Source organism: Allopontixanthobacter sediminis, from assembly GCF_009828115.1.
Classification (GTDB): Bacteria; Pseudomonadota; Alphaproteobacteria; order Sphingomonadales; family Sphingomonadaceae; genus Allopontixanthobacter; species Allopontixanthobacter sediminis.
In genome coordinates this window covers 549,544-574,768 of record NZ_WTYL01000003.1, presented here as the reverse complement: position 1 = coordinate 574,768, position 25,225 = coordinate 549,544, and the positions used below count along the sequence as shown (strand labels likewise).

Genomic DNA, 25,225 nt, shown 5'->3' with positions numbered 1-25,225 from the left:
ACTGGCATGAGCACACGCACCGCAGACGGGCCGGAAGAACCCATTATCGAGCACCGCGACCAGCTGGTGGCGCCCATGCAATTGGGCGAGAAGCCGGAAAGCGCATGGCGGATCGGCACCGAGCACGAAAAGCTGGTCTATTGCCGCAAGGACTTCCACGCACCATCCTATGACGAAGCTGGCGGCATCCGCGACCTGCTGCTGGCACTGCGGGAATTCGGCTGGGAGCCGGTTGAAGAAGGCGGCAAGGTCATCGCGATGAGCGGGGCGGATGGGACCGTCAGTCTCGAACCCGCCGGACAGCTTGAATTATCCGGCGCGCCATTGGAAAACCTCCATGAGACTTGCGCCGAAACCGGGCGTCATCTCGAGCAGGTTAAGGCGATCGGCGAACGCTGCGGGGTCGGCTTCCTCGGCCTTGGCATGTGGCCGGACAAGACTCGCGAAGAACTGCCGATCATGCCCAAGGGCCGGTACGACATCATGCTGCGGCACATGCCCCGGGTGGGAAATCTCGGACTCGACATGATGCTGCGGACCTGCACCATCCAGGTCAATCTCGACTATTCCTCCGAAGCCGACATGGCGAAAAAATTCCGTACCGGGCTTGCGCTGCAACCGCTCGCAACTGCGCTGTTTGCCAATTCGCCGTTTACCGAGGGCAAACCCAACGGTTTCCTGAGCTATCGCAGCCATATCTGGTCGGACACCGATCCGCACCGGACCGGAATGCTGCCGTTCGTGTTCGAGGACGGGTTCGGCTACGAACGCTACGTCGACTACATGCTCGATGTGCCGATGTATTTCGTTTACCGGGACGGCAAATATCTCGACGCTTCGGGCCTTAGTTTCCGTGATTTCCTGCGCGGCGAACTTTCGATCCTGCCCGGCGAGAAGCCCCGCCAGAGCGATTGGTGGGACCATCTGTCGACCGCCTTCCCCGAAGTGCGCCTCAAGAGCTTCCTCGAAATGCGCGGTGCCGATGGCGGGCCGTGGTCGCGGATCTGCGCCCTGCCCGCGCTGTGGGTGGGCCTGCTCTATGACCAGAACGCTCTCGATGCCGCCTGGGACCTGGTCAAGGACTGGACCATGGAGGAACGCGAGAGCCTTCGAAACACGGTTCCCCGGCTGGCATTGGACACACCCGTCCCCGGCGGCGGTACGCTGCGCGATATCGGGCGGGAAGCGCTCAAGATCTGCCGCGGCGGCCTGATTGCGCGCGCGCGCCACAACACCAGCGGCGACAACGAGACCGGCTTTCTCGAAACGCTGGACGAGATCATCGCCAGCGGCAAGGTTCCGGCGCAGCGCCTGCTAGACCAGTACAACGGCGAGTGGAACGGCGACATCACGCAGGTCTACAAGCAGAGCTTCTGAGCCGGATTACTCTGCTGGGTGCACCGCGAAGCCGCGTGGCCGTAGACGGCGACTAATTGCGGTTAGCGGCCTCGTCAGCAGGCCATGGTGCTGCATCCAGGCATGGTATTGCCGGTATTTCGCATCTTCGGCGAGCAGATGCGCTTCTTCGGTTTTCGCGCGCCAGTAATAGATCGCGCTGACGCAGCCGAGGAAAAACGTGTTGCGGATCATGTCCACGGCCGATCCGCTGCTGACCAGGAACGGCAGTACCGACAGCCACCAGAACAGGTTTTTCGACACATAGGCCGGATGGCGGGTAAAGCGGTAGGGGCCGTTGGTGAGAACCCCGCGGTAAGTCAGGTTCGAAAATCTCAGGCCGAACGCCAGCGTTGCCCAGGCATAAATCGCGGTCAGAATTACCAGCGCCGCGCCCCACAACCACATCAGCGGCGCGTTCCCTGCCAACCAGTGGGTCCAGCCCGGCGTATTCACCTCGTAAGCGAATATCCCCCCGCCGCCCATGAAGGCGAACACGAATGGCGGATAACAGATGAGCGCCGCCAGCCAGCCGGCCAGCAACGGATTGCCGCTGCGGATCTGCGCATCGAGCGGGCGCATGGTCACGAGGTAGCCGACGGTACCGATCTGCACATCCGCGACGAACATCAACGCAATCAGGAAGAACGCCAGCCGGACCGGATCTACCGTAATGTCGGTGAAGTCGGCGTTCACCACCTCGGCAAAACCGCCCGGCAGGATGGAGATCATGAACGCGCCGAAGAACGCCTTGATGATCCACGCCCGCCAATGCTTCCCGACCTCGCCAACCTCCCAATCCTCTCGTCCGCTCAGCATTGCACCGAAATGCCATGCGTGGTCGCGCGGATCGACGAGCACGCGGTCGATCCACAGGACATAGGGGGCCGACAGCAGGACCAGCGGGATCGCCGCAGCGCCAATCACTTCCATCGCGAACAGATACTGCCCCTGCCAATACCAACGCGCGAGGCAGTAGAGCCCGCCGATAATCGCCCATGTCGCCCACAAACCAGCGAGTTTGACGATCGAGACACCAACGACAGACGCAACCGTACGCGGCCGCGTCCAGTCTATCCCGGTCGATGCGCGGCGGTGGACCTTGTCGACGATCAGCGACCACGCGATCATCGGGCCGGCGCTGAACAGCAACGCTGCGAGCGCGGCGTGCGGTCCGTCGAGCCTGGCCCGCGGACCGGGCAGGTCCAGGAACAGCGATATCTCTGCGAAATTCCGGCAGATCAGGATCCACGCCAGCAATCCGAGCGCGCCGACCAGCCCGACCGCCGCAGACACGTCGCTCGCCGGCAATGCGTCAGGCGCGGCTGCTGACGGCCTGGTCACGTCTGGCGTGAGGAAGGATGGCGCGATATTCACGCCCGATCCGATATCCGAAAAGGGTTAAGAGCCGGGTAAGGCCGCGTTCCGGACTGCCCTCAAATGGGCTGTCAATCAGCGATAGGCGTGGATCACGCCGTCATCGTCGAGGATGTACAGCGTGTTGTTCGCCACGATCGGCGCGACCGACACCGCGGCCTTCAGTTCCCGGTACAGCGATGCCGATCCCTCGGCGACGCTCACGCGGTAAATCTGGCCTTCCGTGCTGGCGACCCACAGGTAGTTTCCGGCCAGTACCGGTCCGGTCCAGAAAATCGGATCGGTTTTCTTCTTCTCGTTGCCGAACTGCGGCAATTGCGAAATCCACCGGACCTTGCCGGTGGTCCGCGCGATTGCGAGAAGCCGCGCGTCGTCGGTCAGGGTGAAAATCCACTCTCCGGCAATCGCCGGGGTGGAAATACCCGCGAGATTGAGTTCCCAGATACGCTGGCCGGTCACCAGTTCGTAAGCCGCCATGCGGCCGCCCTGGCCCAGCGCATAAACACGGCCCTGGTCGATGATCGGGTCGGCGTCGATATCCGTCAGCGCGCCCACTTCGGTCGAAATCGAAGTCCGCGACAGGGCGTCGGTCCATAGCGAGCGGCCGTTTTCATAACGGTATGCGGACAATTCACCGGAACTGTATCCCGCGATGACGGTGCCTTGGCCTGCGGCGGGCGATGCGACGCCAAAGACGCCGGCCTGCGCGCTGGATCCGGATTCCTGCCACTGGTTCGAACCATCTGCGGCGGAAAGGGAAATGATCTGGTTGTCCTGCGTCATCACGAAAACCGTGTTGAACGCGACCGTGGGCGATCCGCGGAGCGGGCCGGCCGGTTTGACCCGCCAGATTTCCGCGCCGGTCTGCGCGTCGAGAGCGGCGACTTCGCCGACTCCGTTGGTGGCGTAAACGCGGCCGCCGTCATAGGTGGCGCCTCCGCCGAACACCGCGCTCTGCAAATTGTTCTCGACCTTCATCTGATAGGTCCACCGCCGGGCGCCAGTGGCCGCGTCGAAGGCGCTGACGACACCGTCCGTACCGACTGCGACCATGATCCCGCCGCCAATGACCGGGGCGGAGGCAAGTCGGCGGCGATTGGTCGAACCCGCGATGCTGACCGTCCATGCCTGCTCGGGATTTTCCGCCAGCGCGACATGACCGTTCGACTTCGCAGCGTTGCCGCCGCCTTGCGACCAGTCGGTGTTCACCGTCGCAGGGGGCAGCACTACCGCTACGCCCGCCAGCGCGGGATCAACCACCGCGCCGCTTTCGATGCGGGAGAGAACCGGCATTCTTTCGCCCACCGTCGGGGTGGCTTTCTTGTCGCCGCCGCCGAAGAGGCCACCGCTGCACGCAGACAGCCCCGCAGCCAAGGACAAGACCATTGCCGCACGGGTTATTCGGGTAAAGTGATTGCCGGTCATCGGGTCAATTTTCCTCAGATTTCAAGCACGCCGATAAACTCAGGCGCGGGAATTAGCGTCTTACTGTGCGCCGGGAGCAGCGGCCTCTTGCGGCGAGCCAAGCTGTTCAAGCACCTTGTCGACATCTTCGATCGCATCCACCCCGTAAAGCCCCGCCATCTGGCGAGACCGCGAGCGAAGGCCCTCGGGAACAGTTTCATCCTTGGCGATCGAAGCGAACAACGCGCCCGCCTCTTTCTGCTTGCCCTGCTCGAGATAGGCCATTGCGACCAGTTCGCCCGCGCTGCCGAAGAAGGGGTTGCCCGGGACCGCCAGCGGTTTGAGGCGCGCGATTATATCCGCGGGCTTCATGGTGTCATACGATGTAGCAACACTGCGAATGGTCGCGATATCGCGCAGGGCCGGAGGAGCATCTTCATCGGCCGCGACCGCAGCGAACAATTCAGCCGCCTGCCGGGCGTTCCCCTGCTGCAGGGCCACACCGGCCTTGAGCAACCGCGCAGTTGCTTCCGCGCCGGGGTTTGAATCGGCAATCAGCGGGTCCAGCGCAGCCGAGCCGGAATCGAGGTTTCCTGCCTCGATCTGGTCCAACGCTGCCACCAGAGCTTCTGAATCGCGCTCCATTCCGGCTTCCTGCTGGCTTTGCCAATACAAATACCCCCCGAACGCGGCCAGGCAGAGAACGATCGCCGCAATCAGTTGCTTGCCGTAATTGGCCGCGAAATTGCTCATCTGGTCCTGCCGGACCGCTTCATCAACTTCGCGCAGCAGCACGTCTTCGGCGGCAGCTTCGCGCTTGGCCCTCTTTTCTTCTGGCGTAGCGAGTGGATTCTTGCTGTTGTTTTTCGGTATCAGGGCCAATTGTCTGGTCTCACCGCCGCGAACGGCTCTTCCGGAATGGTACAAAATCTGCGCCTCGGGTCTTTAACCGATGGCAGCAATGATGCAATTGAAGTTTGCCTAACTGTCCCCCACCGCGTGAATGGAGGGTTAAGCGGCATGGCCCCAGACTTTCAGCCGAGGGTGCTGCGGCCCATGGCGGACGAGTAGAGGCGCCGGTATGCCTCGATCATCTTCTTTTCGTCGAAGTCGGTGCGCGCCTTCGCACGGTTAGACGCTCCGATCTCGGTGCGGAGCCGTTCATGGGACGCGAGTTCCGATAACGATCCCGACAGGCTCGCCTCGTCGCCCGCGCCGGTGATGTAGGGATTGTTCAGATCCGAAACCATCTGCACGATATCGCCCACTGCCGGGGCGACGACCGGCACGCCCGCCGCCATCGCCTCGATCACCGAGATCGGGAATTGTTCGCTGTCGGAGGAAAGGGCGAAGATATCGAACAGACCCACGTAATTCGCCGGCTCCGGAACGAAGCCGGGCAGATGTACCCGGTGGCCGATATCCAGTCGGTCGGCTTCGGCCCGGATCGCCTCTTCTTCTGGCCCTTCGCCGACGATCACCAGGTGCCATTCCTCCGGCAACACCGCAAACGCCCTGACCAGTCGCGGCAGGTTCTTGATCTTGCGCAGGCCCGCCATGGTACCGACCCAGAATTCCCCCTTGCGCTTGATCACCCCGCGCAGGGCGTCGGGCCGCGGCTTCCGGGCGAAATCGCTGGTCGGGATCCCGTTGCCGATGTGTTTGACCCGGCCCATCGGCTGCGCCCACTGAACCAGCGCGATTTCCTCCAGTTTCTCCGACGGCACAACCAGTCCGGACGCTCGGCCAAGAGCAATCCTGCGGTACCAGTTCCGCCTCTTTTTCAAACGCTTGAATTCGTCTTCGTTGAAACCATCTTCATGGTGGATCAGCGGCGGAAGATCCATCGCCTGCCCGAACAACGTGTGCGCCATTACCGCATCGATTGCGCCCCAATTGTACGTCAGGACCAAATCGTAGCCCCGCATCGCGCGAGCCATTTTCTGCAGACGGCCAAGGGTCGGGCGGCCAATAAGCGATGGAAAGTTCTGTGGATAGGCCACTGGAATAGAACGAGAAATGAGCTGTGTTGCTTCCATCCGATCGGGGACGGCAGAGACGATGGAATGACCCACACCGGGTCCCCATGCGTTTATCAGCCGGACGCTGCGAAGCTCCTTGCCGCCTGCCGCGAAAGTCGAGTGGAGGTGCAGGATGTGCGGTCGCGAGTCAGGCGGCGAAGGTTTTCCCTTCGCCGCAGGCCGTGCCGCTGACTTCCTGCCCGACGCAGGTCGGGGGCGCACCTTGCCGCTACGTTTCATTCGCCCGCTCTCAGCCGATTCTTGCCAGCAACCGGTCGATCGCCGCACGTGCAGCGGGTTCCTCCAGTGTCGGGGCATGGCCGACGTCCGGCACCGTGACCATCTCCGCCGCAGGATTGCGACGCTGCATTTCCGCGAGGGTGTCTGGCGTCAGCAGGTCGGACAATTCTCCGCGCAGGACCAACAGCGGCACGTTCCGCAGCGCATCGTAGGCTGGCCATAGATCGGGCGGTGCGGCGCCGTCGTCCTGCTGGAAAGGTTCGGCGATGTTCATGTCGTAATCGAGGCCGATACGTCCGTTGGGCTGCAGCACCATTCCGCGCTTGGCCATTTCCAGCCATTGTTCGATGCCGAATTTCGGATGCGCTGCGCCGTGCACTTCCTGCAGGGCGCGGGCGGCGTGCATCCAGCTGGGATAGCTGCGCCCCTGCCCGACATATTGGCGAATCCGCTCGATTCCCGCACGGTCGATATCCGGGCCGATATCGTTGAGCACTGCGCCGGCCAGCCGGCTCTGGTCTTTCGCCGCCAGCAGCATGGTCATCAGCCCGCCCAGCGAAGTCCCCACTGCGACAAATCGTGTGATCTCCTCCTGCGCCAGCAGCGCTTCCACATCCGCGACGTAAGTCAGCGGGTTGTAGGTCATGTAATCCTTGGCGTATTCGCTTTCCCCGCGGCCGCGCATTTCCGGCACGATCAGCCGCCACTCGCCTGCCAGCCGCTGCGCCATCGGCGCGAAATCGCGGGCGTTGCGGGTTAGCCCGTGCATGCACAGCAGCGGAGGCCGGTCGGCACGCCCGGCGCCGGGGTCGGCGGGATAGTCGCGAAAATGCAGGGTCAGGCCATCGGGGCTTTCCCAAGTGCGGTCCGCCCACAGAAGATCTTCAGTCATTGTGTCCATCGGCGCTGGGTCGCTTCCTGTTGTGGCGAACTGAATCAGGTGCGCTTCCAGCACGGCCGGCCTTGCCATGCAGGGTGCGCGCCCCCACTATCCACTGATGCGAGCAGAACCGCAACCCGGCGCCTACCGCCCCGATCCCGCAATTCTCGAACTGGCAGACTGGTTGGGCAGCCCCGTGCCCGGCGCAGATTTCCCCAGCACCGTCCTGCGTTTCCGCAACGACCGGTGGGACCGGGCGATCGGGCTTTCGGACGTGTCGGACGATCAGTGGACCCAGCATTTCGGGCGATTCGCTCCGCTGCCGGACAATCTCCCGCAGCCGCTGGCCCTGAAATATCACGGCCACCAGTTCCGGGTCTACAATCCGGAGATCGGCGACGGGCGCGGCTTCCTGTTCGCGCAGATGCGCGGCGGCGACGGGCGGCTGCTAGACTGCGGGACCAAGGGATCGGGCACCACCCCTTACAGCCGTGCCGGTGACGGGCGTTTGACCCTTAAGGGTGCGGTGCGCGAAATTCTCGCCACCGAGATGCTGGAGGCGCAGGGCGTCAACACTTCAAAGACCCTGTCGGTGATCGAAACCGGCGAAGAACTGTTTCGCGGTGACGAGCCCTCGCCAACCCGCTCGGCCGTGATGGTCCGGCTTAGCCACGGTCATATCCGGATCGGCACCTTCCAGCGGCTCGCGGTGCTCGAAGAACCGGACCACATGGCCGCGCTGGTCGATTACTGCCTCGAACACTATCCCGGGCCGCCCCCACCGGCTGGCGCCCCAGGCCGCGAAGAACCGGCGGTGCAATTGCTGCACCAGGTGGTCGAACGGCTGGCCGACCTGGCGGCAAGCTGGATGGTCGCCGGCTTCGTACACGGGGTCCTCAACACCGATAACATGAACATCAGCGGGGAAAGTTTCGATTACGGACCGTGGCGCTGGTTACCCCGCTGGGACGCCGGGTTTACCGCAGCCTATTTCGACAGCCAGGGCCTGTATGCCTTTGGCCGGCAACCCGAAGCGCTGCACTGGAATTGCGGGCAGTTGGCGATTGCACTGCGCTCAATTGCCGACGCGCCGCCGCTGATTGCCGCGCTGGAACGGTTCGGTCCGCTGTATATGGCCGCCACCGCGCGCCGCTGGATCTGGCGGCTGGGCGTTACCTCGCAAGGTGCGGAGCGCGACGCTGCGCTCGTCGCGGCCTGCGAAGCCGCCATGCGCAACGAAGTTCAGGAGCCGGAGACCTTCTGGCTCCGGCACCGCGGCGGCAGGAATGCATCCGGACCGCTGGCCGAAGCCTTTTCCGGTTACGAACCGCTGGATACCGATGATGTTTACTTGGCCACGGCCAGTACCGAATCCATGCTTATCGAAGAAGTCGAGGGCATCTGGTCGGCGATCGACCAGCGCGACGACTGGGAGCCGCTCAAGGACAAGGTGGCAGCGGTTCGGAGATTAGGCGCTGCGCTTGGCGAACCACCCGCCCCCGCCGGTATTTTGCCAGGAGCCTCGCTCATTCCTTCTTAACGCAATGAATCCACCATCCGCATAGCGGAATTGACCGCAGCGCAGCGGTCGGTAGAAGCCGTGCAGCATAAAGGCCGCCTATTCTAAGAGCGATCCCGACAGGCAGGTCGCAACCGGAGAGTTTCGACACAGTGTCCCAGACCGAAATTATTTCTTACGAGCCTGCCACGGGCGAAGAATTATGGCGCGCACCGGTCGGCAATGTCGATGAGACTGTTGATCGGGCGCGGAGGGCGTGGCCCGCCTGGGCCGCCAAGCCGCTTGCGACACGGATCGAACTGTGCCGCCGCTTCGCCAACGAAGTGCGCAAGGAAGGCGAGAAACTGGCTGACCTGATCGCGCGCGAAACCGGCAAGCCGCTGTGGGAAGCGCGCACCGAAGTCGAAGCGGTGATCAACAAGGTCGATATCTCGGTCACCGCCTATGCCGACCGGACCGGGCAGAAGAAGCTCGATTCCGCGCTCCAGGGCACTGCTGCCGTGCGTCACAAACCGCACGGCGTACTGGTTGTGCTCGGCCCCTATAATTTCCCGGCGCATTTGCCCAACGGCCACATCATCCCAGCACTGATCGCGGGCAACGTGGTCATCTTCAAGCCGAGCGAGAAAACCCCTGCGGTCGGCGAATTGCTGATCCAGTGCTTCCACCGTGCCGGGATGTCGGCCGCCGTGGCGCAGCTGCTAATTGGTGGCCCCGAGGAAGGCAAGGCGCTGGTCGCGCATTCCGGCATCGACGGGGTGCTGTTCACCGGTTCGGCGCAGGCGGGCATCGCTATCAACAAGAAGCTTGCGGCCAACCCCGGCAAGATCGTCGCGCTGGAGATGGGCGGCAACAATCCGATCGTCGTGATCGACACGCCGAAAATCTCAGACGCGGCGATGCTGATCGTGCAGTCCGCCTTCACCAGCGCGGGCCAGCGTTGCACCGCCGCGCGGCGGCTGATCGTAACCGCGAAGATGTACGATCCGATCATCGAGGAAGTGCGCAACCTGACAAAGCGGATCATCGTTGGCCAACCGTTCGCCGATCCCGCGCCGTTCATGGGCCCGGTGATCGACAACGCCGCAGCGGACCAACTGGTCGAGAGCTTCCTCTACCTGCTTTCGCACGGCGGCAAGGCGATCAAGCACCTGACCCGCAAAGACGACGAACTGCCGTTTCTCTCGCCTGCGATTATCGACACGACCGCGATGACCGAGCGCCCCGATGTCGAATTGTTCGGGCCGCTGCTGCAGGTGATCAAGGTCGACGATTTCGACGAAGCCATTGCCGAGGCGAACCGCACCCGCTTCGGGTTGTCGGCATCGCTGATCGGCGGCGGACCGCAGGACTACAACCGGTTCTGGGCGAATATCCGCGCCGGGATCGTAAATTGGAACCGGCCGACCAATGGCGCATCGTCGAGCGCGCCCTTCGGCGGAATCGGCCTGTCCGGCAACCACCGCCCGGCAGCCTATTACGCCGCGGATTACTGCGCTTATCCGGTCGCCAGCAGCGAGATGGACCAGCCTCGCGCCAGCGTCGGCGTGGGTTTCACCAACTAGGCTGCGATCCGCAGCGCTACTTGCCGCTGGTGACCAGGTCCACGTCGGTCAGGCCATTCGCCTGTTTCCGCGCATAGACCACGAATGCTGCCCCGCCCTTGGTTCCGCTGAGGACATTGTCGCCCGCAACCTTCAAATGTTCGGCGGTGTAGCCCTCGTTCGTGGCCCGGCTGTAGTAAAACGACAGGACTTCATCGAGCGTTGCCGGGGTCAGGAAATTGACCACTCGGAGGGAGCACTGCCCCTTGTCGGTACCGGCGGCTTCCTGTGTCGCACCGCGCGGATAGACCGGGAAAGTGACCGGCAGGCGGGCGGCCCACGCGGCGGAATACTCGGCTGCCGCGGTGCAATCCGTGCCGTTTGGCAGCACTGCCGCCCGGCTTGCCGCGGTCAGGACGGCAGTTTCCGGCACGTCGCCTTCAACAACCGTGGCCTTGGGCGGGGCCTTCATGTTCACGCTGCCGCCGACCAGCGCCATCGCATCTTCGCGGGCTCCCTTAATCGCCGCCGGAGTGGTCGCTTCTGCCGGCAAGGAGCCATTTCCTCCGCCGGTCAGGCCCGCGTTCGCCTCGTTCTGGCCCGCGAGATCGGGATCGACCATGATCGGATCGCCAAGTGCCGCCTGCGTCGCTGGATCCATCTCGGCCGCCGTATCTGCATCGTCGGCCCCGTTGCCGCAGCCCGCGAGCAGCATGAACGGTAGGGTGGCTGCCATAAGGGCGGGACGGAACTTCATGGGCATACTCCGGAAACAACTGGCTTTGGACGTTACTTGGCGGATTACGTCCAGAAAGGCCCCGCTTCCAAGATGCTCCGCCCACCATGTCCCGTAACGGGAAGCTTATCGGGACAATCCTTAGCCGACTGTAAACGCAAAAACGCCCCGCCGCATCCGGAGATGCAGCGGGGCGCTTGATGCGTCGAGTTTTGGATCAGCTGTTCGGCTTACCTGCAGCGCGAATTGCTCCGGTCGATCGAGCGACCAAGGATCGCGCCGCCTGCTGCCCCGAGGATTGCCCCGAGCGTCTTGTCTCCGCGGCCGGCAACTTCGTTACCGAGCAGTCCGCCCACCGCGCCGCCGATCAGCAGGCCCGTGGTGCCGTCATCACGCTGGCAACGATACCGTCCGTCACGGTCGCGCCAGATGCGGGTGTCGCGGCGGACCTCGTGACCGTAATTGTCGCCGCGATATCCCTGGTTGCGGTAATCCCGGCTGTCCCGGCGATCATACCGGTCGTGGCCGCGGCCACGGTTGTAACGCCGGTCATAACGATCGCGACCGTTCTCAAAGACGGGGTCGGCATGGACCGATGCCGCGCCGTAGGAAACAGACTGCGGTGCCTGCATCGGCGCAACAGCCATCGCCGGCGCGCTCATCGCGAAAGCGGGAATTGCGAGTGCCAATGCGGCGAATGTCTTGCTCTTGATCGTCATCGTACTCATCCTTTTCTGGTGCTTCGGTTCTTTGGTCCAGCCCTCACCGGGGAGAACAAAAGCGAGTGGGTTATTCGATGTGTTCAGGAATAGGCTGACATTCCTGAACAGTTCGCAACCGGAGATGCAGGAATTAAAAATTGCGACGAAGCGAATGAAATCGGGCGGCAAGCCGATGAAAAGGCAGCCCTTGCCCGGCGCATCGGCCCAAACTAAAGGCGATCGATGGAATTGCCCCAGAACGATGCGCCGCCGTCCGGCCTGCCCGCCGCGCTCGCCGCGTATGTGATCTGGGGGTTCCTTCCGCTTTACCTGATTCTCGTGAAGACCGTACCCGCGCTCGAGTTCGTTGGCTGGCGGATTATCTGGACAGTCCCGATCTGTCTGGTGATCGTCGCACTCCGGCGGCAAGGGGCCGATCTCCGCAAGGCGCTCGGAGACCGGCGCGTCATGCTGACCCTGACCGGCAGCGCCGTACTGATTGGCGGTAACTGGCTGGTTTATGTCTGGGCGGTCAAGTCGGGCCACGTCCTCGCCGCCAGCATGGGCTATTTTATCAATCCCCTGGTCAACGTGCTGCTGGGGACGCTGCTGCTGAAGGAAAAGCTGACGCGCCGCCAATGGACCGCGGTCGCCATCGCCGCCGCCGGCGTGCTGTTACTGCTCGGCGGAGCGTACTCCACCTTGTGGATCAGCTTGTCGCTTGCCCTCAGTTTCGGAACCTACGGCCTCCTGCGTAAACAGGTCGCGGTCGGGTCCCTTCCCGGCCTGACAATCGAATCGGCGATCCTGCTGGTCCCCGCTTTGGGCGTGGCCTATTATTACAGCACCACATCGGCGGGATCGGCTTTCGGCCAGGACGCTACGCTGAGCCTGATCATCATGCTCGGCGGCGTGCTCACCGCAATCCCCCTGCTGCTGTTCGCCATTGCCGCACGGCGGATGGATTATTCAGTGCTCGGCTTTATCCAGTTCATCGCGCCGACGATCGTCTTTTTCCTGGGCCTGTTCGTATTCGGCGAGGACTTACGACTCATCCAGCTTGCCAGCTTCCTGCTGATCTGGACCGCGCTGGCAATCTTTGTCTGGGACCTGATAGCACGGCGGAACCGGGCAAAAATCGCTGCCCTGCCCTGATTATCCAGCGAACCGCCAACGGAGCGTAGCCCCAGCATGGAATGGGACGATCCCTGCACCGTTGGCATCCACCAAGTCCGGAACTACCACTTCCGCGCGTTCCAGCGTCACCGTTCCTTCGTTCAGCGGCAAACCGTAGAAGCGCGGTCCGTTTTCAGATGCGAACGCCTCCAACCGGCCCAGCGCGCCTTCTTCCTCGAACACGGTAGCGTAGCTTTCCAGCGCGAAGGGCGCGTTGAAAATTCCCGCACAGCCGCAGGAACTTTCCTTGGTGCTGACCTCGTGCGGCGCACTGTCGGTGCCGAGAAAGTATTTCGCCGAACCCGAAGTCGCCGCCTCGCGCAGGGCCAGCCGGTGTAACTCGCGTTTGGCCACAGGCAGGCAATAGGCGTGCGGGCGCATCCCGCCGACCAGCATGGCGTTGCGGTTGATTTGAAGGTGCTGAGGGGTGATCGTGGCCGCAACGTTTTCGCCGGTTTGCTCGACGAACTGGACGGCATCGCGGGTGGTAATGTGTTCGAAAACGATCTTCAGAGCGGGCAGGTCGCGCACCAGATTGGCGAGGACGCGGTCGATGAACACCGCCTCCCGGTCGAAGATGTCGACATCGTCATCGGTAACCTCACCGTGGATCAGCAGGGCCATGCCGATGTCCTGCATCTTCTCCAGCGATGGTAGAATCGCGCGGATGTCGCTAACGCCATGTGCGGAATTCGTCGTCGCGTTCGCGGGATAGAGTTTCGCCGCGGTGAACACGCCGCTGGCAAACCCGTTCGCGAGTTCGTCGGGATCGCTGGCATCGGTAAGGTACGCGGTCATCAGCGGAGTGAAATCCATCCCCTGCGGCACCGCCGACAGGATACGCGCCCGGTACGCCTCCGCCGCGGCGACCGTGGTCACCGGGGGCGACAGGTTCGGCATCACGATTGCGCGGGCGAATTGCCGCGCGGTATGTGGCGCGACGCCGCGCATGATGTCGCCATCGCGCAGGTGGACATGCCAATCGTCGGGGCGGCGCAGGGTCAGTGAGGTAGGTTCTGCCATAGGTTGCTCCCTAAGCGGGGAACACGCGACTTGTCACCACTATCCCGAATTCCCGCGATCAGATTCTCGTCCGGACCAGCAGGGGTTTGAACAGCTCGCGGCTTGGCCGGACCAGGATCACGAGCACGCCCGAGGCGGCAATGAGCGCGCCGATCAGCAATTGCGGCCCGACATCGTCACCGGTGATCGCCGCGCCCGCAGCGATGGTGAAAATCGGGGTCATCAAGGTGAGCGGAGCGATCAGGTTGGCGTCGTGATCCCGCAACAGCCGGAAATAAACGGTATGGGCAAAGACCGACACCACCAGCGCCGAGAACGCCAGCCCGGCGGCGAAGCGCCATCCGCCCGCGATAATCGATGTGGCCTGTCCGCCCTCGGTCATGGCGCTTAACGGAAACAGGACAATTGCGGACACCAGCCCGGCCCACGCTTGCAGCCGCAGAGGCGGGAGTTCGATGGTCTTGAGCCATACCGAACCGAGCGCACCGACTATTGCCGATGCGCCCACGAAGATGAGACCGACGCTGCTCGACCAGCCGCTGGGCGAGGCGATTGCCACCGCCACGCCGAGAAACGACAGCGCGATGCCAACCCCGCGCCGCCAGCGGACCTTTTCCTTGAGGATGAGGATCGCGAACACCACGGTGAGCGGCGCGCCGGACAGGCTGACCACTGCGGCGGCGGAGGGCGTCGCATCGCGCAAGCCCGCGAACAGCAACCCGAACGAACCGCCGCTGATCATGAAGGTAACCAGCGCCACCCACGGCCATCTCGGCGGAAGCGGGCGCAGGTATCTGGCAAGGACGGTTACCACTACCAGCGACCGAAGCGCGGCAAACCAGAGCGGCGGGACACCCATGCCGTCTACCACCAGCCGGCTGACCACCACGTTCAGCGCCCACAACATGCAGATGAAGGTCAGGAGTGACAGGCTGCGCGCGGACATGGTGGCGCCATAGCAGCACTTTTCGCCGCGCGGCCAGACCCGTTGCTTTTTCCGGCAGAAGGTCCACCTAAGCGCTATGAATGCAACCCGCCTGTTCGACCGCGCCGTAATCCGGCTGGCCCCAATAGACGGCGGCGAAGATGTCGCGGCGTTTTTGCAGGGCCTCGTCACCAATGATGTTACCGGCCCCCTGCCGGTCTGGACCGGCCTGCTGAGCGCCCAGGGAAAGGCGATGTTCGACTTCCTGGTATGGCCCGGCGACAAGGGCGACTTGCTGCTGGACTGCGAGGCAGCCGCGGCGGATGACCTTGTTAAGCGCCTTTCCCTGTACCGGCTGCGCCGCAAGATCACGATTTCGCGCGACCCTACGCTCGGGATTTACTGGCAGGCCGAAACGGCTGGCGACACTGGGGCGGGCACGGCCCCGGATCCCCGGCTGGCGGAGCTCGGGAGCCGCTCGATCGCTACTGTTTCGGACACGGACGAAGCAGGAGACGCCGCCTGGCGCGCGCATCGTCTAAGCCTCGGAGTTCCTGAAGGACGGGCGGATCTTGGCGATATCCTGTGGCTGGAAACCAACGCCGCGGAACTTCACGGCGTCTCCTTCACCAAGGGATGCTATGTCGGGCAGGAGAACACGGCGCGAATGAACTGGCGGCAGAAGGTCAACCGGCGGTTGATCGTGGTGCCGATGGCGCAGTCCGACGAAAAACGGCGAAAGGCTGCCTATCCCGACCTCGAACTGGCGCTGGATCACCGCCGCGTTGCGGACATACCCGCAGATCTGGCGCCGCCGTGGATGCATCTCCAACCACAGGGCGACGCTGACCCCGAATAGGTTACCCGGCGTGAGTCCCTTCCTCCACGGAAGCGGTCAGCATGCGTTCGGCCCGGTCCCGAACCGCGCTACGGGGCAGGTTCAACGATTTCGCCAGCGCCGCTCCCATCAGTGCGTCACCCAGTGCCAGCAATACCAGCGTCAGCGTTTCCTCATGCACCCGCATCTCGCTGATCCGGCCATGGCTCGCTTCCTCGGGCGCGATCTCATCGACCAGTGCGTGGATCGCCTCGACAATCGGATCGAGCGCGTCTTCGTTGCCGGTCAGCAGCATCCAGCCCGCGAGCGCCCCCGCCCCCTCCTTGTCGAACGCATCGAACGCGAGGTCGACCACTTCGCGCGGTGTTCCGAGCCCAACCCGACTGGCACGCACCGCGTCCTTGATCGTCTCGCACACGGTCCACGCCAGATGTTCCGCCAGCGCCTTCTGCAGACCCGATGCGGAGCCGAAGTGATGCAGCAGGTTCGCGTGTGTCCGCCCGATCCGCCCAGCTACGGCTTTCAGCGTCACTGATTGCGGTCCGCTCTCAATCAACAGCGCGCGCGCGGCCTGCAGCGCGGCGGAGCGGGATTCCTCGGGAGATAAACGTCTGCGGTTTGTCATTCTGGCGTAAAGTCCCCGTGGTTTCGGTAGTGCGCAATCGCTGGGGTAGAACCGACACCGACGTTCGACAAGGGCGATCCCGCGCCAAATCCTTATTGACAACAATGTAAGTAGTGAATATTCAGAGGTTGAATTCAACTACGGAATCCTGCCATGAACGCCCCCACCAGTTTCGATCTCGATCACATTTCCCGGAGCCCTGCAGACCTTGATATCGTGGTCCGCGATCGGCGGTTCGGCCGCGATATGGCGGCGAAGCGGTGGTGGCTGAACGGCGATCCCGTCGCCACCGCCTGGTTCAACGCTCTGTCCGCAACTTTCCCCCGGGGCGAGGCGTTTTTCATCGAATCGGTCAAGGCCCACCGCGACAACGCGTCACCTAAGCTGGCGGCAGAAATCCGCGCTTTCGTGAAGCAGGAAATCAACCACACCCGCGAACACATCGTGTTCAACAAGCTGGCCGAGAGTGCGGGGTACGATATCGCCTTTATCGACCGGCGGGTCGAAGAAATGCTCGCCATGACCAAGGGCCGCCCGCAAATCCTCAACCTCGCGGCGACGATGGCGCTGGAACATTTCACTGCGATGCTGGGACAGGAATTGCTGTCCAATCCCGCGCACCTCGAAGGAGCGGCAGGGGATCTCGGCGATCTGTGGCGCTGGCATTCGGCGGAAGAAGTGGAGCACAAGGGCGTCGCCTATGACACCTGGCTGCACGCCACACGGGATTGGAGCCGGTTCCGCCGGTGGAAGGTCAAATCGCTGTTGATGCTGATCGTGACCAAGCGGTTCATCGGTCACCGCGTCGCGGATATGGCCGAATTGCTGGCGCAAGACGGGCTGACAGGCTTCAAATGGAAATTGAAGATCGCCGCCTATCTGCTGTGGAAGCCCGGCTTCCTGCGCCGTATCGTTCCTCAGTGGTTTGCCTACTTCATGCCGGGCTTTCACCCTTGGAACCATGACGACCGGCCGCTGATCCGCGTTTATGAGAGCGAATTTCCCGATGCAGTCATGCCGGCGGAATAATTCCGCCAGCAATTACTATGCCGCACGTTGCGGCATTCGCGAATCTTCGTCCAGATCACAAAGGTAGACCGCAGCATCGGCATCTTCGCCGCGGGCCACGCAGCGATGCGGTTCTACACGCCCGGTCGGCCGAAAACCCGCCTTGCGCAGCACCTTGCCGGACGCCGGGTTATCGAGGAAATGGCTCGCCACGACCTGGTCGTGGCCGAGCATCCGCGCAATCTCGAGCACGGCCTTTGCCGCTTCGGTGGCGTAGCCCTGACCCCAATAAGGGCGGGCGATCCAATAGCCGAGTTCCGCCTTCCCGCCCTGATCTCCAAGACCGGCGCAGCCGATAACCGCGCCACCGTGCGAAGGCCGGGTCAGCAGGAACGACGGAAAGGCGGGATCGCGCGACAAGGACACAAAGCTGCGCGCATGGTCCCTGGTGTAGGGCCATGGTGCCGTCGCCAGATTACGGGTGATCCCCTCGTCGGCAATTCCCTGCCAGATATCCTGCCAGTCCTCGGGCCATACGGGCCGCAGGAACAGCCTGATGCTGCGATAGAACATGAAACGTCTCTCCTCCCGCCCCGCTCCGACCTAACCGTCCCGTTAGGGTCATTGCGTGACAATCCCATTGCGGCGAAAGCACTTTTCGCCAGTCCGAGACCTGTTTGCGCCCGGACCTCGCACGAGGGAGAAACGATAAAAGGGAGACCGGCCCCCTTGAAACAAGGTGGCCCATTCTCCCTCTTCGGTGCCGGCTAGAACCGGCTGGGCCATCCTGTCGGACGGCCCATGTCAGTGGCTACGTCCGTTTATTCTGCGGCTTCTGCCATCACATCGACCGACACATACTTCCGGCCTTGTTTGCCAGAATGGAATCGCACGCGGCCTTCTGCAGTCGCAAAAAGGGTGTGATCCTTGCCGAGGCCGACATTCGAGCCCGGATAGAACTTCGTCCCGCGCTGGCGCACGAGAATATTGCCGCCGATCACTTCCTGACCGCCGAACTTTTTCACACCAAGGCGGCGACCTGCCGAGTCGCGACCGTTGCGGGATGAACCGCCTGCTTTTTTATGTGCCATCTCGTATTACTCCGAAGTCTTGCGACTTATTTCTTGTCCGCGGCCTTGGCAGCCGGTGCTTTCTTGGCGGCAGGCTTCTTTTCAGCAGCCTTCTTCGCCGGCGCAGCTTTCTTTTCTGCGGCTTTCGTCTCGGCCGGAGCCTTCTCGGCAGCAGCCTTGGCGGGTGCAGCCTTCTTGGCCGGAGCCTTCTTCTCGGGCGCAGCCTTGGTTTCCGCAGCCGGAGCCGCTTCTTCCTTCGGTGCGGCAGTCTTCTTGGCCGGAGCCTTGCTGTCACCAACCGACAGGATGCGCAGCAGCGTCAGTTGCTGGCGATGCCCGGCCTTGCGGCGATAGTTATGACGGCGACGCTTCTTGAAAACGATCACCTTCTCGCTCTTGGCCTGCGCAATGATTTCTGCCGAAACAGCAACCTTCGATGCATCCGCGATCGAATCGCCTTCACCGGCGAGCAGGACATCGCCCAGCGTTACCGTGTCACCGGCTTCTCCGCTGAGTTTTTCAACTGCGATCTTGTCTCCGGCAGCAACCCGGTATTGTTTGCCGCCTGTGCGCACGACTGCGAACATGGTGATTTCACTTTCAATATAAAATGCTGTGCCGGCCCCCACGAGGGAACCGGCGCGACCAAGGAACCGCAGATTGCGGACCCCCGGAAAGATCGGAGCCGTTAAGGGATGATCACCCTCAAGTCAACGCCGAAGTCAGGTTTTGCAGGTCACCCTGCATGTATTCCCACCCAGACAATCACCCCCTGTCATTACTGACGCTGGCATCACGCGGACGCCGGGGGTAAGAACCATACGATGCTATCCATTCCCCCTTACCTCCGCTCGCCCGAAATGGCCATAGGCCTTGCCGCAATTCTGCTGTCCGGCTGTGCGAGCCAAAGTACAGCCTATCCTTCGCTGGCCGTGCGCGATGTCGAGCGGGTCGAGGGTGCGTTTCAGCCGGTCGATATCCCGGTCGAACCAATACCCGAATCGCCCCCGCCCGCCGACCTGGTGGCACGGCTGGCGCAGCTGCAAAGCACCGCGGCCAGCGCACATCGCCGCTTCATGGACGCTGCGCCGGCAACGGCGCGGCTGGTCGATGCGGCGGCGGGAACGGATGTTACCAGCGACCGCTGGGCCAGCGCCCAAGTTGCACTGGCAAGCCTCGAATCGGCGCGTAGCGAGGCAGCGGTGCCGCTCGGCGATCTCGACCTGCTGCACGCAGATGCCTCCATTGCACTCGAACAGCGGCAGGCCATCCAGGATACTCGCAACGCCGTCACAGCACTGATTGCGGAAGAAGATACGGTCCTGTCCGGATTGCGGGCCAGGATGCGCTGACGCACCCGGCCCGCAATGATCCGGCCATTGATGTCAGATCAGGGCGGCGATGGTAACTACTGCCAAGGCCCACAGAACGATGAGAACCGGCAGGATCAACATCTGCACGGTGGCTTCCCCGGCGGACAGGCGGCCCGTCAGCGTCATGATACCGCCCCGGCTGAACTGCCCCGAGGACATGGCGCGCTTCGCGCTGCCGGGGGCCATACGGGTCCATGCCGCGGGAACGCCGAAAAAACCGGCGATAAGGACTCCGATGATCGCCATCGGCAGTATCAGCCCGGGGCTGGAAAAGGATGTCACCAGAATTGCCAGGAATGCGAGGTAGCAGGCGGCAGTGGCAACATAGAGGCCGGTCGGCATCTCGAAACTGCGGTCGACCTGGACCGGCTGCAACGCTTCGACAATCGTGGGGACTGCGACGACATTTGCCTGGTCGGCAATCACTTCGCGGGTAAGATGTCTGGACATAGTCAATACTCCCTTGAGCCGGGAATATCTTTGCGCCCGCCAATCCGGCGACGCTTTGACCCAAGTCAAATCGAACCGATTTTATTCGGGGTGCGGCATTTTCCAGCGCGCCAGATCGGCATGATCCTCTGCACGCGGTTCGATCCAATGCCAGCCGTTAGCGCGCTTCTCGCGTTTCCAGAACCACGCGGCGCTCTTCAGGTGGTCCATCACGAAATCGACAGTGTCGATGGCATCGCGGCGGTGCCGGGCCGCGGCCGATACACAGACGATCGGTTCGCCCGGACGGATCATCCCGATCCGGTGAACCATCAGCAGACCCATCAGGTCGAAGCGGGCGCAGGCACGGTCCGCGAGCGCGTTCATCCCGGGCAGAGTCAGCGGTTCGTAATGAGTCAGTTCCAGCGCTTCGACGCCGCCTTCTGCGCGCACTTCGCCAACGAAGGTGCACACCCCGCCGAGACCGGGATTGGCCTGCGTGAAAGGATCGATCAGGGTGCCGGGAATGAATGGCCGGTCGATCAGGCGGATGTCGCGCATGAGCGTTCTCAGCCCCCGCTCACCGGCGGCAGCAGCGCAACTTCATCACCGTCCATCGCGCACAAGGATATCTTGTCCGCCAGCACTTGTCCCGCGCAGGCGAGTTTGACCGTTTCCGCGGGGAGCCGTTCGGCCACCGCCGCCGGGACCGAGCGCAACAAACCGTCCCAGTCCAGCGGCGCCGGCACGCTGATTTCGCCGGTCCCTGCCAGGTCGGCCAATTGCCCCAGAAATAGCACCCGCACCGGCATGTCAGCCGCCGGTCATCGACATGTGCCGCGGCTGGGCGGGTTCCGCCCCGCGTGCCTCGATCCGGAAATGATGTTTCTCCGGCTTGATCCGCATCGCCTCGTCCAGGGCTGCGTCGAGCCGCACGGCGGGATCGCCGGAACGCAGCGCCGCCCGCAAATCGACCCGCTCCCCGCCGCCGAGGCATGGATACAGCTGGCCGGTCGCGGTCACCCGCAAGCGGTTGCATCCCTCGCAGAAATTGTTTGTGAGGGGCGTGATCAGGCCCAGCCGGCCGCCAGTCTCCCCGATATCGAAATAGCGGGCCGGGCCGCCGGTCCGATGACCGGACGGGGTCAGCGTCCAGCGCGCTTCCAGACTGTCCTTCACCCCGCCAAGCGGCAGGTAATGATCGATCCGGTCGCCATCGACTTCGCCCAGCGGCATGGTTTCGATCAAGGTGACGTCATGACGCTGTCCGTGAGCCCAGGCAATCAGGTCAGGCAACTCGTCCTCGTTCAGTCCTTTGAGCGCGACTGTGTTCAGTTTGACCTGCAGTCCGGCCGACTGCGCCGCCGCGATCCCTTCCAGCACCTGCGACAACTGGTTACGCCGGGTTAGCCGCTCGAACAGGACTGGATCGCGCGTGTCGAGCGAAACATTGATCCGCCTGACCCCTGCAGAAGCGAGAGCCTCGGCGTGGTCCGCCAATCGGGTACCGTTGGTCGTCAGGGTAAGTTCGTCCAGACCGCGACCCAGTTCCTTCCCGAGGGCCTTTACCAGGTCGATCATGTCGCGCCGCACCAGCGGCTCGCCGCCGGTCAGCCGGATCCGGCGAACACCGCGGGCGATGAATGCGAGCGACAGTTGGTGCAATTCCTCCAGCGAAAGCACTTCCGCGCGGGGCAGGAATTTCATCTTCTCCGGCATGCAATAGGTGCAGCGCAGATCGCAGCGGTCAGTCACGGACAGCCGAAGATAGGTAATCCGGCGCTGGAACGTGTCGACCAGCAGGCGGGCATCGGCTGTAATCGGGGCGGAGGTACCATCCATGACGCTAATGTGCCGGATTTCCCGCGCCTTGGCCATCGGTTACCAGCAGTTGGCCGGTCACGCCCGGCGCGCGCTCGAGATATTCCAGCGTCGCGGCGATCGCGCTGGTGTCAGCGCCTGCGAGGACATTGACCCGGCACGGTGCCGCTTCGCGGGCCAGATCGCGGGCCAGCCCCAGCCGCCAGTCGCGGTGATCGTGCGGCGCGGCTGGCATCACTAAAACGAGTGAGGAAATGTTTTCCGCAACTGCCGCCCTGACCTGCGTAAGCCAGACGCGGTGAAATTCCGCCGCTGCGTCGATCGCGCTGCCCGGCAAACCATCAATCCGCAGTACTCTCTGCACCGGATCAGCGCCGGTGCCGCGTGAGGGTTATACCGATCTGCTCGTTCGCCTCGGCAATCGCCAGTTTGACAATCTTGACGGTGACCGCTTCGACCCGCTCGTCCTGTACCATCAGCGTTTCGATTATATGGTCCGCAACCGCCTCGATCAGCTTGAAATGGACGCCCGGGGGCAACCCTTCACTGGCGGCGAATTTGAGGTCCATATAGTTCTTGCTGGCGTCCAGCGGAGTCTCTGGATCGTACCGATCAGCGCATTTAAGCGTCACGGCCATACTGATCCTCAGCGGCTGCGGCTTTCCGGTTTCCTCCGAATAGATGCCGGTCAGGACGTCGTGCTCGAAATCGGCAACTTCCAGGATAAGCGAATCGGCCATGCCAGCCCCCTAGACGGTATTGCGCCAGCGCGCGAAGATTGCGGTCGGGAGCAGGCGCGCCCCCTCCCCTTCTTCCCGAACAGCGAGATCGCCGTGTTCGATTACCCCAGGCAAATCAGCGAACAATTCCGCCAGCAATCCGCCCAGCGCGAGGCTGGACATGCGCACGGCGTAAACCGTCAGGAACAGGAACCGGCTGTCCGCATCGAGCAGTTCGCGGCAATCCCCCACCAGCGGAGCGAGGCAGTCCTCGATGCGCCAGGTTTCGTTCTTCGGTCCGCGCCCGAATTTGGGCGGGTCGAGAATAATTCCGTCATATCGCTTTTCCCGCCGAACCTCGCGCGCGGTGAATTTCGCGGCATCGTCCACCAGCCAGCGGATCGGGCGCTCTTCCATGCCGGCCAGCAGCGCGTTGGCCTGCGCCTGGGCGACCGATTTCTTGGAGGCATCGACATGGGTGACCGGGCCGTGTTGGCTGAGCGCAAGGCTGCCGACACCGGTATATCCGAACAGATTGAGAGTCTGCGCATCGGTCCTGCCGTCCAGTTGCTGCCGCATCCAGTCCCAAACCGGCGCCATGTCGGGAAAGAAGCCGAGATGCCGAAAGGGAGTGCATTGCGCGGTGAAGCCCACTTCGCGCCATTTCAGCGGCCAACCGCCTTCCGGGACGGGGTTATCGTAGAGCCACCGGCCGCCGCCATCCTCGTCCGATCCGGGAACGAATTCCGCTTGAGCTTCCCACTGCGAAAAGCGCGGCTGCCACATCGCCTGCGGTTCGGGCCGGATGAAGCGGTACGGGCCATAGCGTTCAAGCTTGCGCCCGTCCCCGCTGTCGACCAGCCCGTAATCATCCCACGCCGTCCCTTCGAGAATCCGCGGTTGTTCGGCCAGCTCCGCCATCAGGAACCCGGTGTAGCGCGTTCGGCGATGAAGGCGGTGACCGCATCGTAATCGCCCGGTAGTTCGGTGTAGGCTTCCTCGCGCGCGAACAGGTCACCGACGCGGGCCGGCAAATGCGGGCGCTGGCCAGTGGCGCGTTCCACCGCGTCGGGGAACTTCGCCGGATGCGCGGTTGCAAGGGTTACGACGGGAATATCTGCCGAAAGGCCGGAATCGCGCGCTGCGTGGAGGCCAATGGCGGTATGCGGGTCGATAATCTCGCCGCACGCCTCGCTGGCCCAACGCATCGCCCGGGCCATGTCGTTCGCATCGGCACGCGCGCTGGTGAACAGGCCCGCCGCCCCCTCACGCTGGGCGTTGGTCAGCCGCATTGCCTTGTCCGCCTCGAACGTGCCCATCTGCGCCGCCATGGCCGCGCCGTCCCGCCCGCCGCAATCGAACAGTAGCCGCTCGAAATTGGAACTGACCTGGATATCCATGGACGGTGCCGCGGTGGCGGTGACCGTTCCGGCGGAGTAATCGCCCTGCGACAAGGCACGGTGAAGAATGTCGTTGATGTTCGTCGCCACGATCAGTCGCTCGATCGGCAGTCCCATCTTCGCCGCAACATAGCCCGCGAACACGTCCCCGAAATTGCCCGTGGGGACGGAAAACGCAATCTTGCGCCGGGGAGCGCCGAGCTGCAGCGCGGCGGCGAAATAATACACCACTTGCGCCATCAGCCGTGCCCAGTTGATGGAATTCACCGCGCCGATGTGGAGCCGCGAATTCATCGCCGGATCGCGGAATACCCGCTTCACCATCGCCTGCGCGTCGTCGAAGCTGCCTTCGATGGCGATATTGTGGACGTTGGGCGCGCGGACCGTGGTCATCTGGCGGCGCTGGACATCGCTGACCCGGCCTTTGGGGTGGAGCATGAAGATGTCGATCCGCTCCCGCCCGGCGACCGCGTCGATCGCGGCGGACCCGGTATCGCCGCTGGTCGCACCGACGATGGTCAGGTGATCATGGCTGCGAGTGAGGAATTTCTCGAACAGCAGACCGAGCAATTGCAGGGCCACGTCCTTGAACGCGAGTGTCGGGCCGTGGAACAGTTCCAGCAGAAATTGCTGCTCGTCGAATTGGGTTAGCGGAGTTACGGCCGCGTGGGAAAAGCGGCCATAAGCCTGATCACACAAGGCGCCCAGCTCTTCGCCGGTCAGGCTATCGCCCACGAACGGCTGCATGATGCGCGCTGCCAATTTCGCATAAGGCAGTCCGGCCATCGCGGCGATCTCGTCTTTGCTGAACTGCGGCCAGTGCGCCGGCAGATACAGCCCGCCGTCCTGCGCCAGCCCGGCCAGTGTCGCGCCTTCGAAATCAAGAGTCGGCGCAGCGCCGCGGGTCGAGATATAGTCCATAGGGAAAGGCGGTTAGCTGCGCAGCGATGCAAGGGCAAGCGAGAGGCGCTTGGGGCGGCGAAACTTGCGCTGCTGCGCCG

General features: G+C 63.2%; 28 protein-coding genes. 7 read left to right on the top strand and 21 right to left on the bottom strand.

Annotated elements, in window-relative coordinates; all coding sequences use genetic code 11:
- Window positions 1-6: 6 nt before the first annotated feature.
- Window positions 7-1,377, top strand: coding sequence for a glutamate--cysteine ligase (locus tag GRI65_RS13545; RefSeq protein WP_160757070.1), 1,371 nt, complete (start codon window positions 7-9; stop codon window positions 1,375-1,377).
- Window positions 1,378-1,383: 6 nt separating this feature from the next.
- Here the strand turns inward: GRI65_RS13545 and GRI65_RS13540 are convergent, their stop codons facing one another.
- The 5 genes from GRI65_RS13540 to GRI65_RS13520 form a co-directional block, all read right to left on the bottom strand.
- Window positions 1,384-2,706 (bottom strand): methyltransferase family protein, encoded by a 1,323-nt coding sequence (locus GRI65_RS13540; RefSeq protein WP_160757161.1) that lies wholly within the window; start codon window positions 2,704-2,706, stop codon window positions 1,384-1,386.
- Between the two features lie 141 nt (window positions 2,707-2,847).
- A complete protein-coding gene (locus GRI65_RS13535) occupies window positions 2,848-4,197 on the bottom strand; it encodes an outer membrane protein assembly factor BamB family protein (protein ID WP_160757069.1) in 1,350 nt (449 codons plus the stop codon).
- A 60-nt stretch (window positions 4,198-4,257) separates the two neighbouring features.
- Complete coding sequence (locus GRI65_RS13530) at window positions 4,258-5,058, bottom strand: tetratricopeptide repeat protein (protein WP_232844145.1); 801 nt, start codon at window positions 5,056-5,058, stop codon at window positions 4,258-4,260.
- Window positions 5,059-5,210: 152 nt separating this feature from the next.
- Window positions 5,211-6,179, bottom strand: a complete 969-nt coding sequence (locus GRI65_RS13525) for a glycosyltransferase family 4 protein (protein WP_332872658.1) — start codon at window positions 6,177-6,179, stop codon at window positions 5,211-5,213.
- 268 nt (window positions 6,180-6,447) lie between these two features.
- Window positions 6,448-7,329 carry an alpha/beta fold hydrolase gene (locus GRI65_RS13520; RefSeq protein ID WP_160757067.1) on the bottom strand — a complete coding sequence of 294 codons (882 nt, stop codon included), beginning with the start codon at window positions 7,327-7,329 and terminating at the stop codon, window positions 6,448-6,450.
- 106 nt (window positions 7,330-7,435) lie between these two features.
- Here GRI65_RS13520 and GRI65_RS13515 point away from each other — a divergent pair, with 106 nt between their 5' ends.
- Window positions 7,436-8,857, top strand: a complete 1,422-nt coding sequence (locus tag GRI65_RS13515; protein WP_160757066.1) for a protein adenylyltransferase SelO family protein — start codon at window positions 7,436-7,438, stop codon at window positions 8,855-8,857.
- Between the two features lie 131 nt (window positions 8,858-8,988).
- Window positions 8,989-10,401 carry a succinylglutamate-semialdehyde dehydrogenase gene (gene astD / locus GRI65_RS13510; protein WP_160757065.1) on the top strand — a complete coding sequence of 471 codons (1,413 nt, stop codon included), beginning with the start codon at window positions 8,989-8,991 and terminating at the stop codon, window positions 10,399-10,401.
- Window positions 10,402-10,417: 16 nt separating this feature from the next.
- On the opposite strand, the gene GRI65_RS13505 is transcribed toward astD, so the two are convergent.
- Together GRI65_RS13505 and GRI65_RS13500 are read right to left on the bottom strand one after the other, a co-directional pair.
- Entirely contained in the window at window positions 10,418-11,137 is a 720-nt protein-coding gene (locus GRI65_RS13505; RefSeq protein WP_160757064.1) for a hypothetical protein, read from the bottom strand.
- 209 nt (window positions 11,138-11,346) lie between these two features.
- Window positions 11,347-11,835, bottom strand: a complete 489-nt coding sequence (locus tag GRI65_RS13500; protein ID WP_160757063.1) for a glycine zipper 2TM domain-containing protein — start codon at window positions 11,833-11,835, stop codon at window positions 11,347-11,349.
- Between the two features lie 225 nt (window positions 11,836-12,060).
- On the opposite strand from GRI65_RS13500, the gene rarD reads away from it, so the two are divergent.
- On the top strand, window positions 12,061-12,972 hold the full coding sequence (rarD, locus tag GRI65_RS13495) for an EamA family transporter RarD (protein ID WP_160757062.1): 912 nt from the start codon (window positions 12,061-12,063) through the stop codon (window positions 12,970-12,972).
- On the opposite strand, the gene pyrC is transcribed toward rarD, so the two are convergent.
- Both pyrC and GRI65_RS13485 read right to left on the bottom strand, forming a co-directional pair.
- Complete coding sequence (gene pyrC, locus GRI65_RS13490; RefSeq protein ID WP_160757061.1) at window positions 12,973-14,016, bottom strand: dihydroorotase; 1,044 nt, start codon at window positions 14,014-14,016, stop codon at window positions 12,973-12,975. It abuts the gene before it with no gap.
- Window positions 14,017-14,074: 58 nt separating this feature from the next.
- Window positions 14,075-14,962, bottom strand: a complete 888-nt coding sequence (locus GRI65_RS13485; RefSeq protein ID WP_160757060.1) for a DMT family transporter — start codon at window positions 14,960-14,962, stop codon at window positions 14,075-14,077.
- A 76-nt stretch (window positions 14,963-15,038) separates the two neighbouring features.
- On the opposite strand from GRI65_RS13485, the gene ygfZ reads away from it, so the two are divergent.
- Window positions 15,039-15,800: a CAF17-like 4Fe-4S cluster assembly/insertion protein YgfZ gene (gene ygfZ / locus GRI65_RS13480; protein ID WP_160757059.1), complete on the top strand. Its 762-nt coding sequence runs from the start codon at window positions 15,039-15,041 to the stop codon at window positions 15,798-15,800.
- Between the two features lies 1 nt (window position 15,801).
- On the opposite strand, the gene GRI65_RS13475 is transcribed toward ygfZ, so the two are convergent.
- On the bottom strand, window positions 15,802-16,404 hold the full coding sequence (locus GRI65_RS13475) for a TetR/AcrR family transcriptional regulator (protein WP_160757058.1): 603 nt from the start codon (window positions 16,402-16,404) through the stop codon (window positions 15,802-15,804).
- 153 nt (window positions 16,405-16,557) lie between these two features.
- On the opposite strand from GRI65_RS13475, the gene GRI65_RS13470 reads away from it, so the two are divergent.
- Complete coding sequence (locus GRI65_RS13470) at window positions 16,558-17,433, top strand: metal-dependent hydrolase (RefSeq protein ID WP_160757057.1); 876 nt, start codon at window positions 16,558-16,560, stop codon at window positions 17,431-17,433.
- Between the two features lie 15 nt (window positions 17,434-17,448).
- Here the strand turns inward: GRI65_RS13470 and GRI65_RS13465 are convergent, their stop codons facing one another.
- The 3 genes from GRI65_RS13465 to rplU all read right to left on the bottom strand — a co-directional run bounded on the left by GRI65_RS13465 (window position 17,449) and on the right by rplU (window position 19,069).
- Window positions 17,449-17,985, bottom strand: coding sequence for a GNAT family N-acetyltransferase (locus GRI65_RS13465; RefSeq protein WP_160757056.1), 537 nt, complete (start codon window positions 17,983-17,985; stop codon window positions 17,449-17,451).
- Between the two features lie 248 nt (window positions 17,986-18,233).
- Window positions 18,234-18,503: a 50S ribosomal protein L27 gene (gene rpmA, locus GRI65_RS13460; protein ID WP_160757055.1), complete on the bottom strand. Its 270-nt coding sequence runs from the start codon at window positions 18,501-18,503 to the stop codon at window positions 18,234-18,236.
- 26 nt (window positions 18,504-18,529) lie between these two features.
- Window positions 18,530-19,069 (bottom strand): 50S ribosomal protein L21, encoded by a 540-nt coding sequence (rplU, locus tag GRI65_RS13455; protein ID WP_160757054.1) that lies wholly within the window; start codon window positions 19,067-19,069, stop codon window positions 18,530-18,532.
- A 237-nt stretch (window positions 19,070-19,306) separates the two neighbouring features.
- Between rplU and GRI65_RS13450 the strand changes: the two genes are divergently transcribed.
- On the top strand, window positions 19,307-19,834 hold the full coding sequence (locus GRI65_RS13450) for a hypothetical protein (RefSeq protein ID WP_160757053.1): 528 nt from the start codon (window positions 19,307-19,309) through the stop codon (window positions 19,832-19,834).
- A gap of 33 nt (window positions 19,835-19,867) precedes the next feature.
- Here the strand turns inward: GRI65_RS13450 and GRI65_RS13445 are convergent, their stop codons facing one another.
- From GRI65_RS13445 to thrC, 8 genes are all read right to left on the bottom strand, one after another.
- On the bottom strand, window positions 19,868-20,305 hold the full coding sequence (locus GRI65_RS13445) for a hypothetical protein (RefSeq protein WP_160757052.1): 438 nt from the start codon (window positions 20,303-20,305) through the stop codon (window positions 19,868-19,870).
- A gap of 81 nt (window positions 20,306-20,386) precedes the next feature.
- Complete coding sequence (locus GRI65_RS13440; RefSeq protein WP_160757051.1) at window positions 20,387-20,845, bottom strand: molybdenum cofactor biosynthesis protein MoaE; 459 nt, start codon at window positions 20,843-20,845, stop codon at window positions 20,387-20,389.
- 8 nt (window positions 20,846-20,853) lie between these two features.
- Entirely contained in the window at window positions 20,854-21,096 is a 243-nt protein-coding gene (locus GRI65_RS13435) for a MoaD/ThiS family protein (RefSeq protein WP_160757050.1), read from the bottom strand.
- A gap of 1 nt (window position 21,097) precedes the next feature.
- Window positions 21,098-22,126 carry a GTP 3',8-cyclase MoaA gene (gene moaA / locus GRI65_RS13430; RefSeq protein WP_160757049.1) on the bottom strand — a complete coding sequence of 343 codons (1,029 nt, stop codon included), beginning with the start codon at window positions 22,124-22,126 and terminating at the stop codon, window positions 21,098-21,100.
- Window positions 22,127-22,130: 4 nt separating this feature from the next.
- Window positions 22,131-22,469: a Rossmann fold domain-containing protein gene (locus GRI65_RS13425; protein WP_160757048.1), complete on the bottom strand. Its 339-nt coding sequence runs from the start codon at window positions 22,467-22,469 to the stop codon at window positions 22,131-22,133.
- Window positions 22,470-22,473: 4 nt separating this feature from the next.
- Window positions 22,474-22,845, bottom strand: a complete 372-nt coding sequence (locus tag GRI65_RS13420) for a dihydroneopterin aldolase (protein WP_160757047.1) — start codon at window positions 22,843-22,845, stop codon at window positions 22,474-22,476.
- 9 nt (window positions 22,846-22,854) lie between these two features.
- Entirely contained in the window at window positions 22,855-23,745 is an 891-nt protein-coding gene (locus GRI65_RS13415) for a class I SAM-dependent methyltransferase (protein ID WP_160757046.1), read from the bottom strand.
- Window positions 23,745-25,145 carry a threonine synthase gene (thrC, locus tag GRI65_RS13410; protein WP_160757045.1) on the bottom strand — a complete coding sequence of 467 codons (1,401 nt, stop codon included), beginning with the start codon at window positions 25,143-25,145 and terminating at the stop codon, window positions 23,745-23,747. Before thrC ends, GRI65_RS13415 begins: the two co-directional genes overlap by 1 nt.
- Window positions 25,146-25,225: the final 80 nt, after the last annotated feature.

Coding starts and splice junctions, on each gene's coding strand:
- GRI65_RS13545 (WP_160757070.1), top strand. CDS start 7: ATGAGCACACGCACCGCAGACGGGCCGGAAGAACCCATTATCGAGCAC.
- GRI65_RS13535 (WP_160757069.1), bottom strand. CDS start 4,197: ATGACCGGCAATCACTTTACCCGAATAACCCGTGCGGCAATGGTCTTG.
- GRI65_RS13520 (WP_160757067.1), bottom strand. CDS start 7,329: ATGACTGAAGATCTTCTGTGGGCGGACCGCACTTGGGAAAGCCCCGAT.
- GRI65_RS13515 (WP_160757066.1), top strand. CDS start 7,436: ATGCGAGCAGAACCGCAACCCGGCGCCTACCGCCCCGATCCCGCAATT.
- GRI65_RS13505 (WP_160757064.1), bottom strand. CDS start 11,137: ATGAAGTTCCGTCCCGCCCTTATGGCAGCCACCCTACCGTTCATGCTG.
- GRI65_RS13500 (WP_160757063.1), bottom strand. CDS start 11,835: ATGACGATCAAGAGCAAGACATTCGCCGCATTGGCACTCGCAATTCCC.
- rarD (WP_160757062.1), top strand. CDS start 12,061: ATGGAATTGCCCCAGAACGATGCGCCGCCGTCCGGCCTGCCCGCCGCG.
- pyrC (WP_160757061.1), bottom strand. CDS start 14,016: ATGGCAGAACCTACCTCACTGACCCTGCGCCGCCCCGACGATTGGCAT.
- GRI65_RS13485 (WP_160757060.1), bottom strand. CDS start 14,962: ATGTCCGCGCGCAGCCTGTCACTCCTGACCTTCATCTGCATGTTGTGG.
- ygfZ (WP_160757059.1), top strand. CDS start 15,039: ATGAATGCAACCCGCCTGTTCGACCGCGCCGTAATCCGGCTGGCCCCA.
- GRI65_RS13475 (WP_160757058.1), bottom strand. CDS start 16,404: ATGACAAACCGCAGACGTTTATCTCCCGAGGAATCCCGCTCCGCCGCG.
- GRI65_RS13470 (WP_160757057.1), top strand. CDS start 16,558: ATGAACGCCCCCACCAGTTTCGATCTCGATCACATTTCCCGGAGCCCT.
- GRI65_RS13465 (WP_160757056.1), bottom strand. CDS start 17,985: ATGTTCTATCGCAGCATCAGGCTGTTCCTGCGGCCCGTATGGCCCGAG.
- rpmA (WP_160757055.1), bottom strand. CDS start 18,503: ATGGCACATAAAAAAGCAGGCGGTTCATCCCGCAACGGTCGCGACTCG.
- rplU (WP_160757054.1), bottom strand. CDS start 19,069: ATGTTCGCAGTCGTGCGCACAGGCGGCAAACAATACCGGGTTGCTGCC.
- GRI65_RS13450 (WP_160757053.1), top strand. CDS start 19,307: ATGCTATCCATTCCCCCTTACCTCCGCTCGCCCGAAATGGCCATAGGC.
- GRI65_RS13445 (WP_160757052.1), bottom strand. CDS start 20,305: ATGTCCAGACATCTTACCCGCGAAGTGATTGCCGACCAGGCAAATGTC.
- GRI65_RS13440 (WP_160757051.1), bottom strand. CDS start 20,845: ATGCGCGACATCCGCCTGATCGACCGGCCATTCATTCCCGGCACCCTG.
- GRI65_RS13435 (WP_160757050.1), bottom strand. CDS start 21,096: ATGCCGGTGCGGGTGCTATTTCTGGGGCAATTGGCCGACCTGGCAGGG.
- moaA (WP_160757049.1), bottom strand. CDS start 22,126: ATGGATGGTACCTCCGCCCCGATTACAGCCGATGCCCGCCTGCTGGTC.
- GRI65_RS13420 (WP_160757047.1), bottom strand. CDS start 22,845: ATGGCCGATTCGCTTATCCTGGAAGTTGCCGATTTCGAGCACGACGTC.
- GRI65_RS13415 (WP_160757046.1), bottom strand. CDS start 23,745: ATGGCGGAGCTGGCCGAACAACCGCGGATTCTCGAAGGGACGGCGTGG.
- thrC (WP_160757045.1), bottom strand. CDS start 25,145: ATGGACTATATCTCGACCCGCGGCGCTGCGCCGACTCTTGATTTCGAA.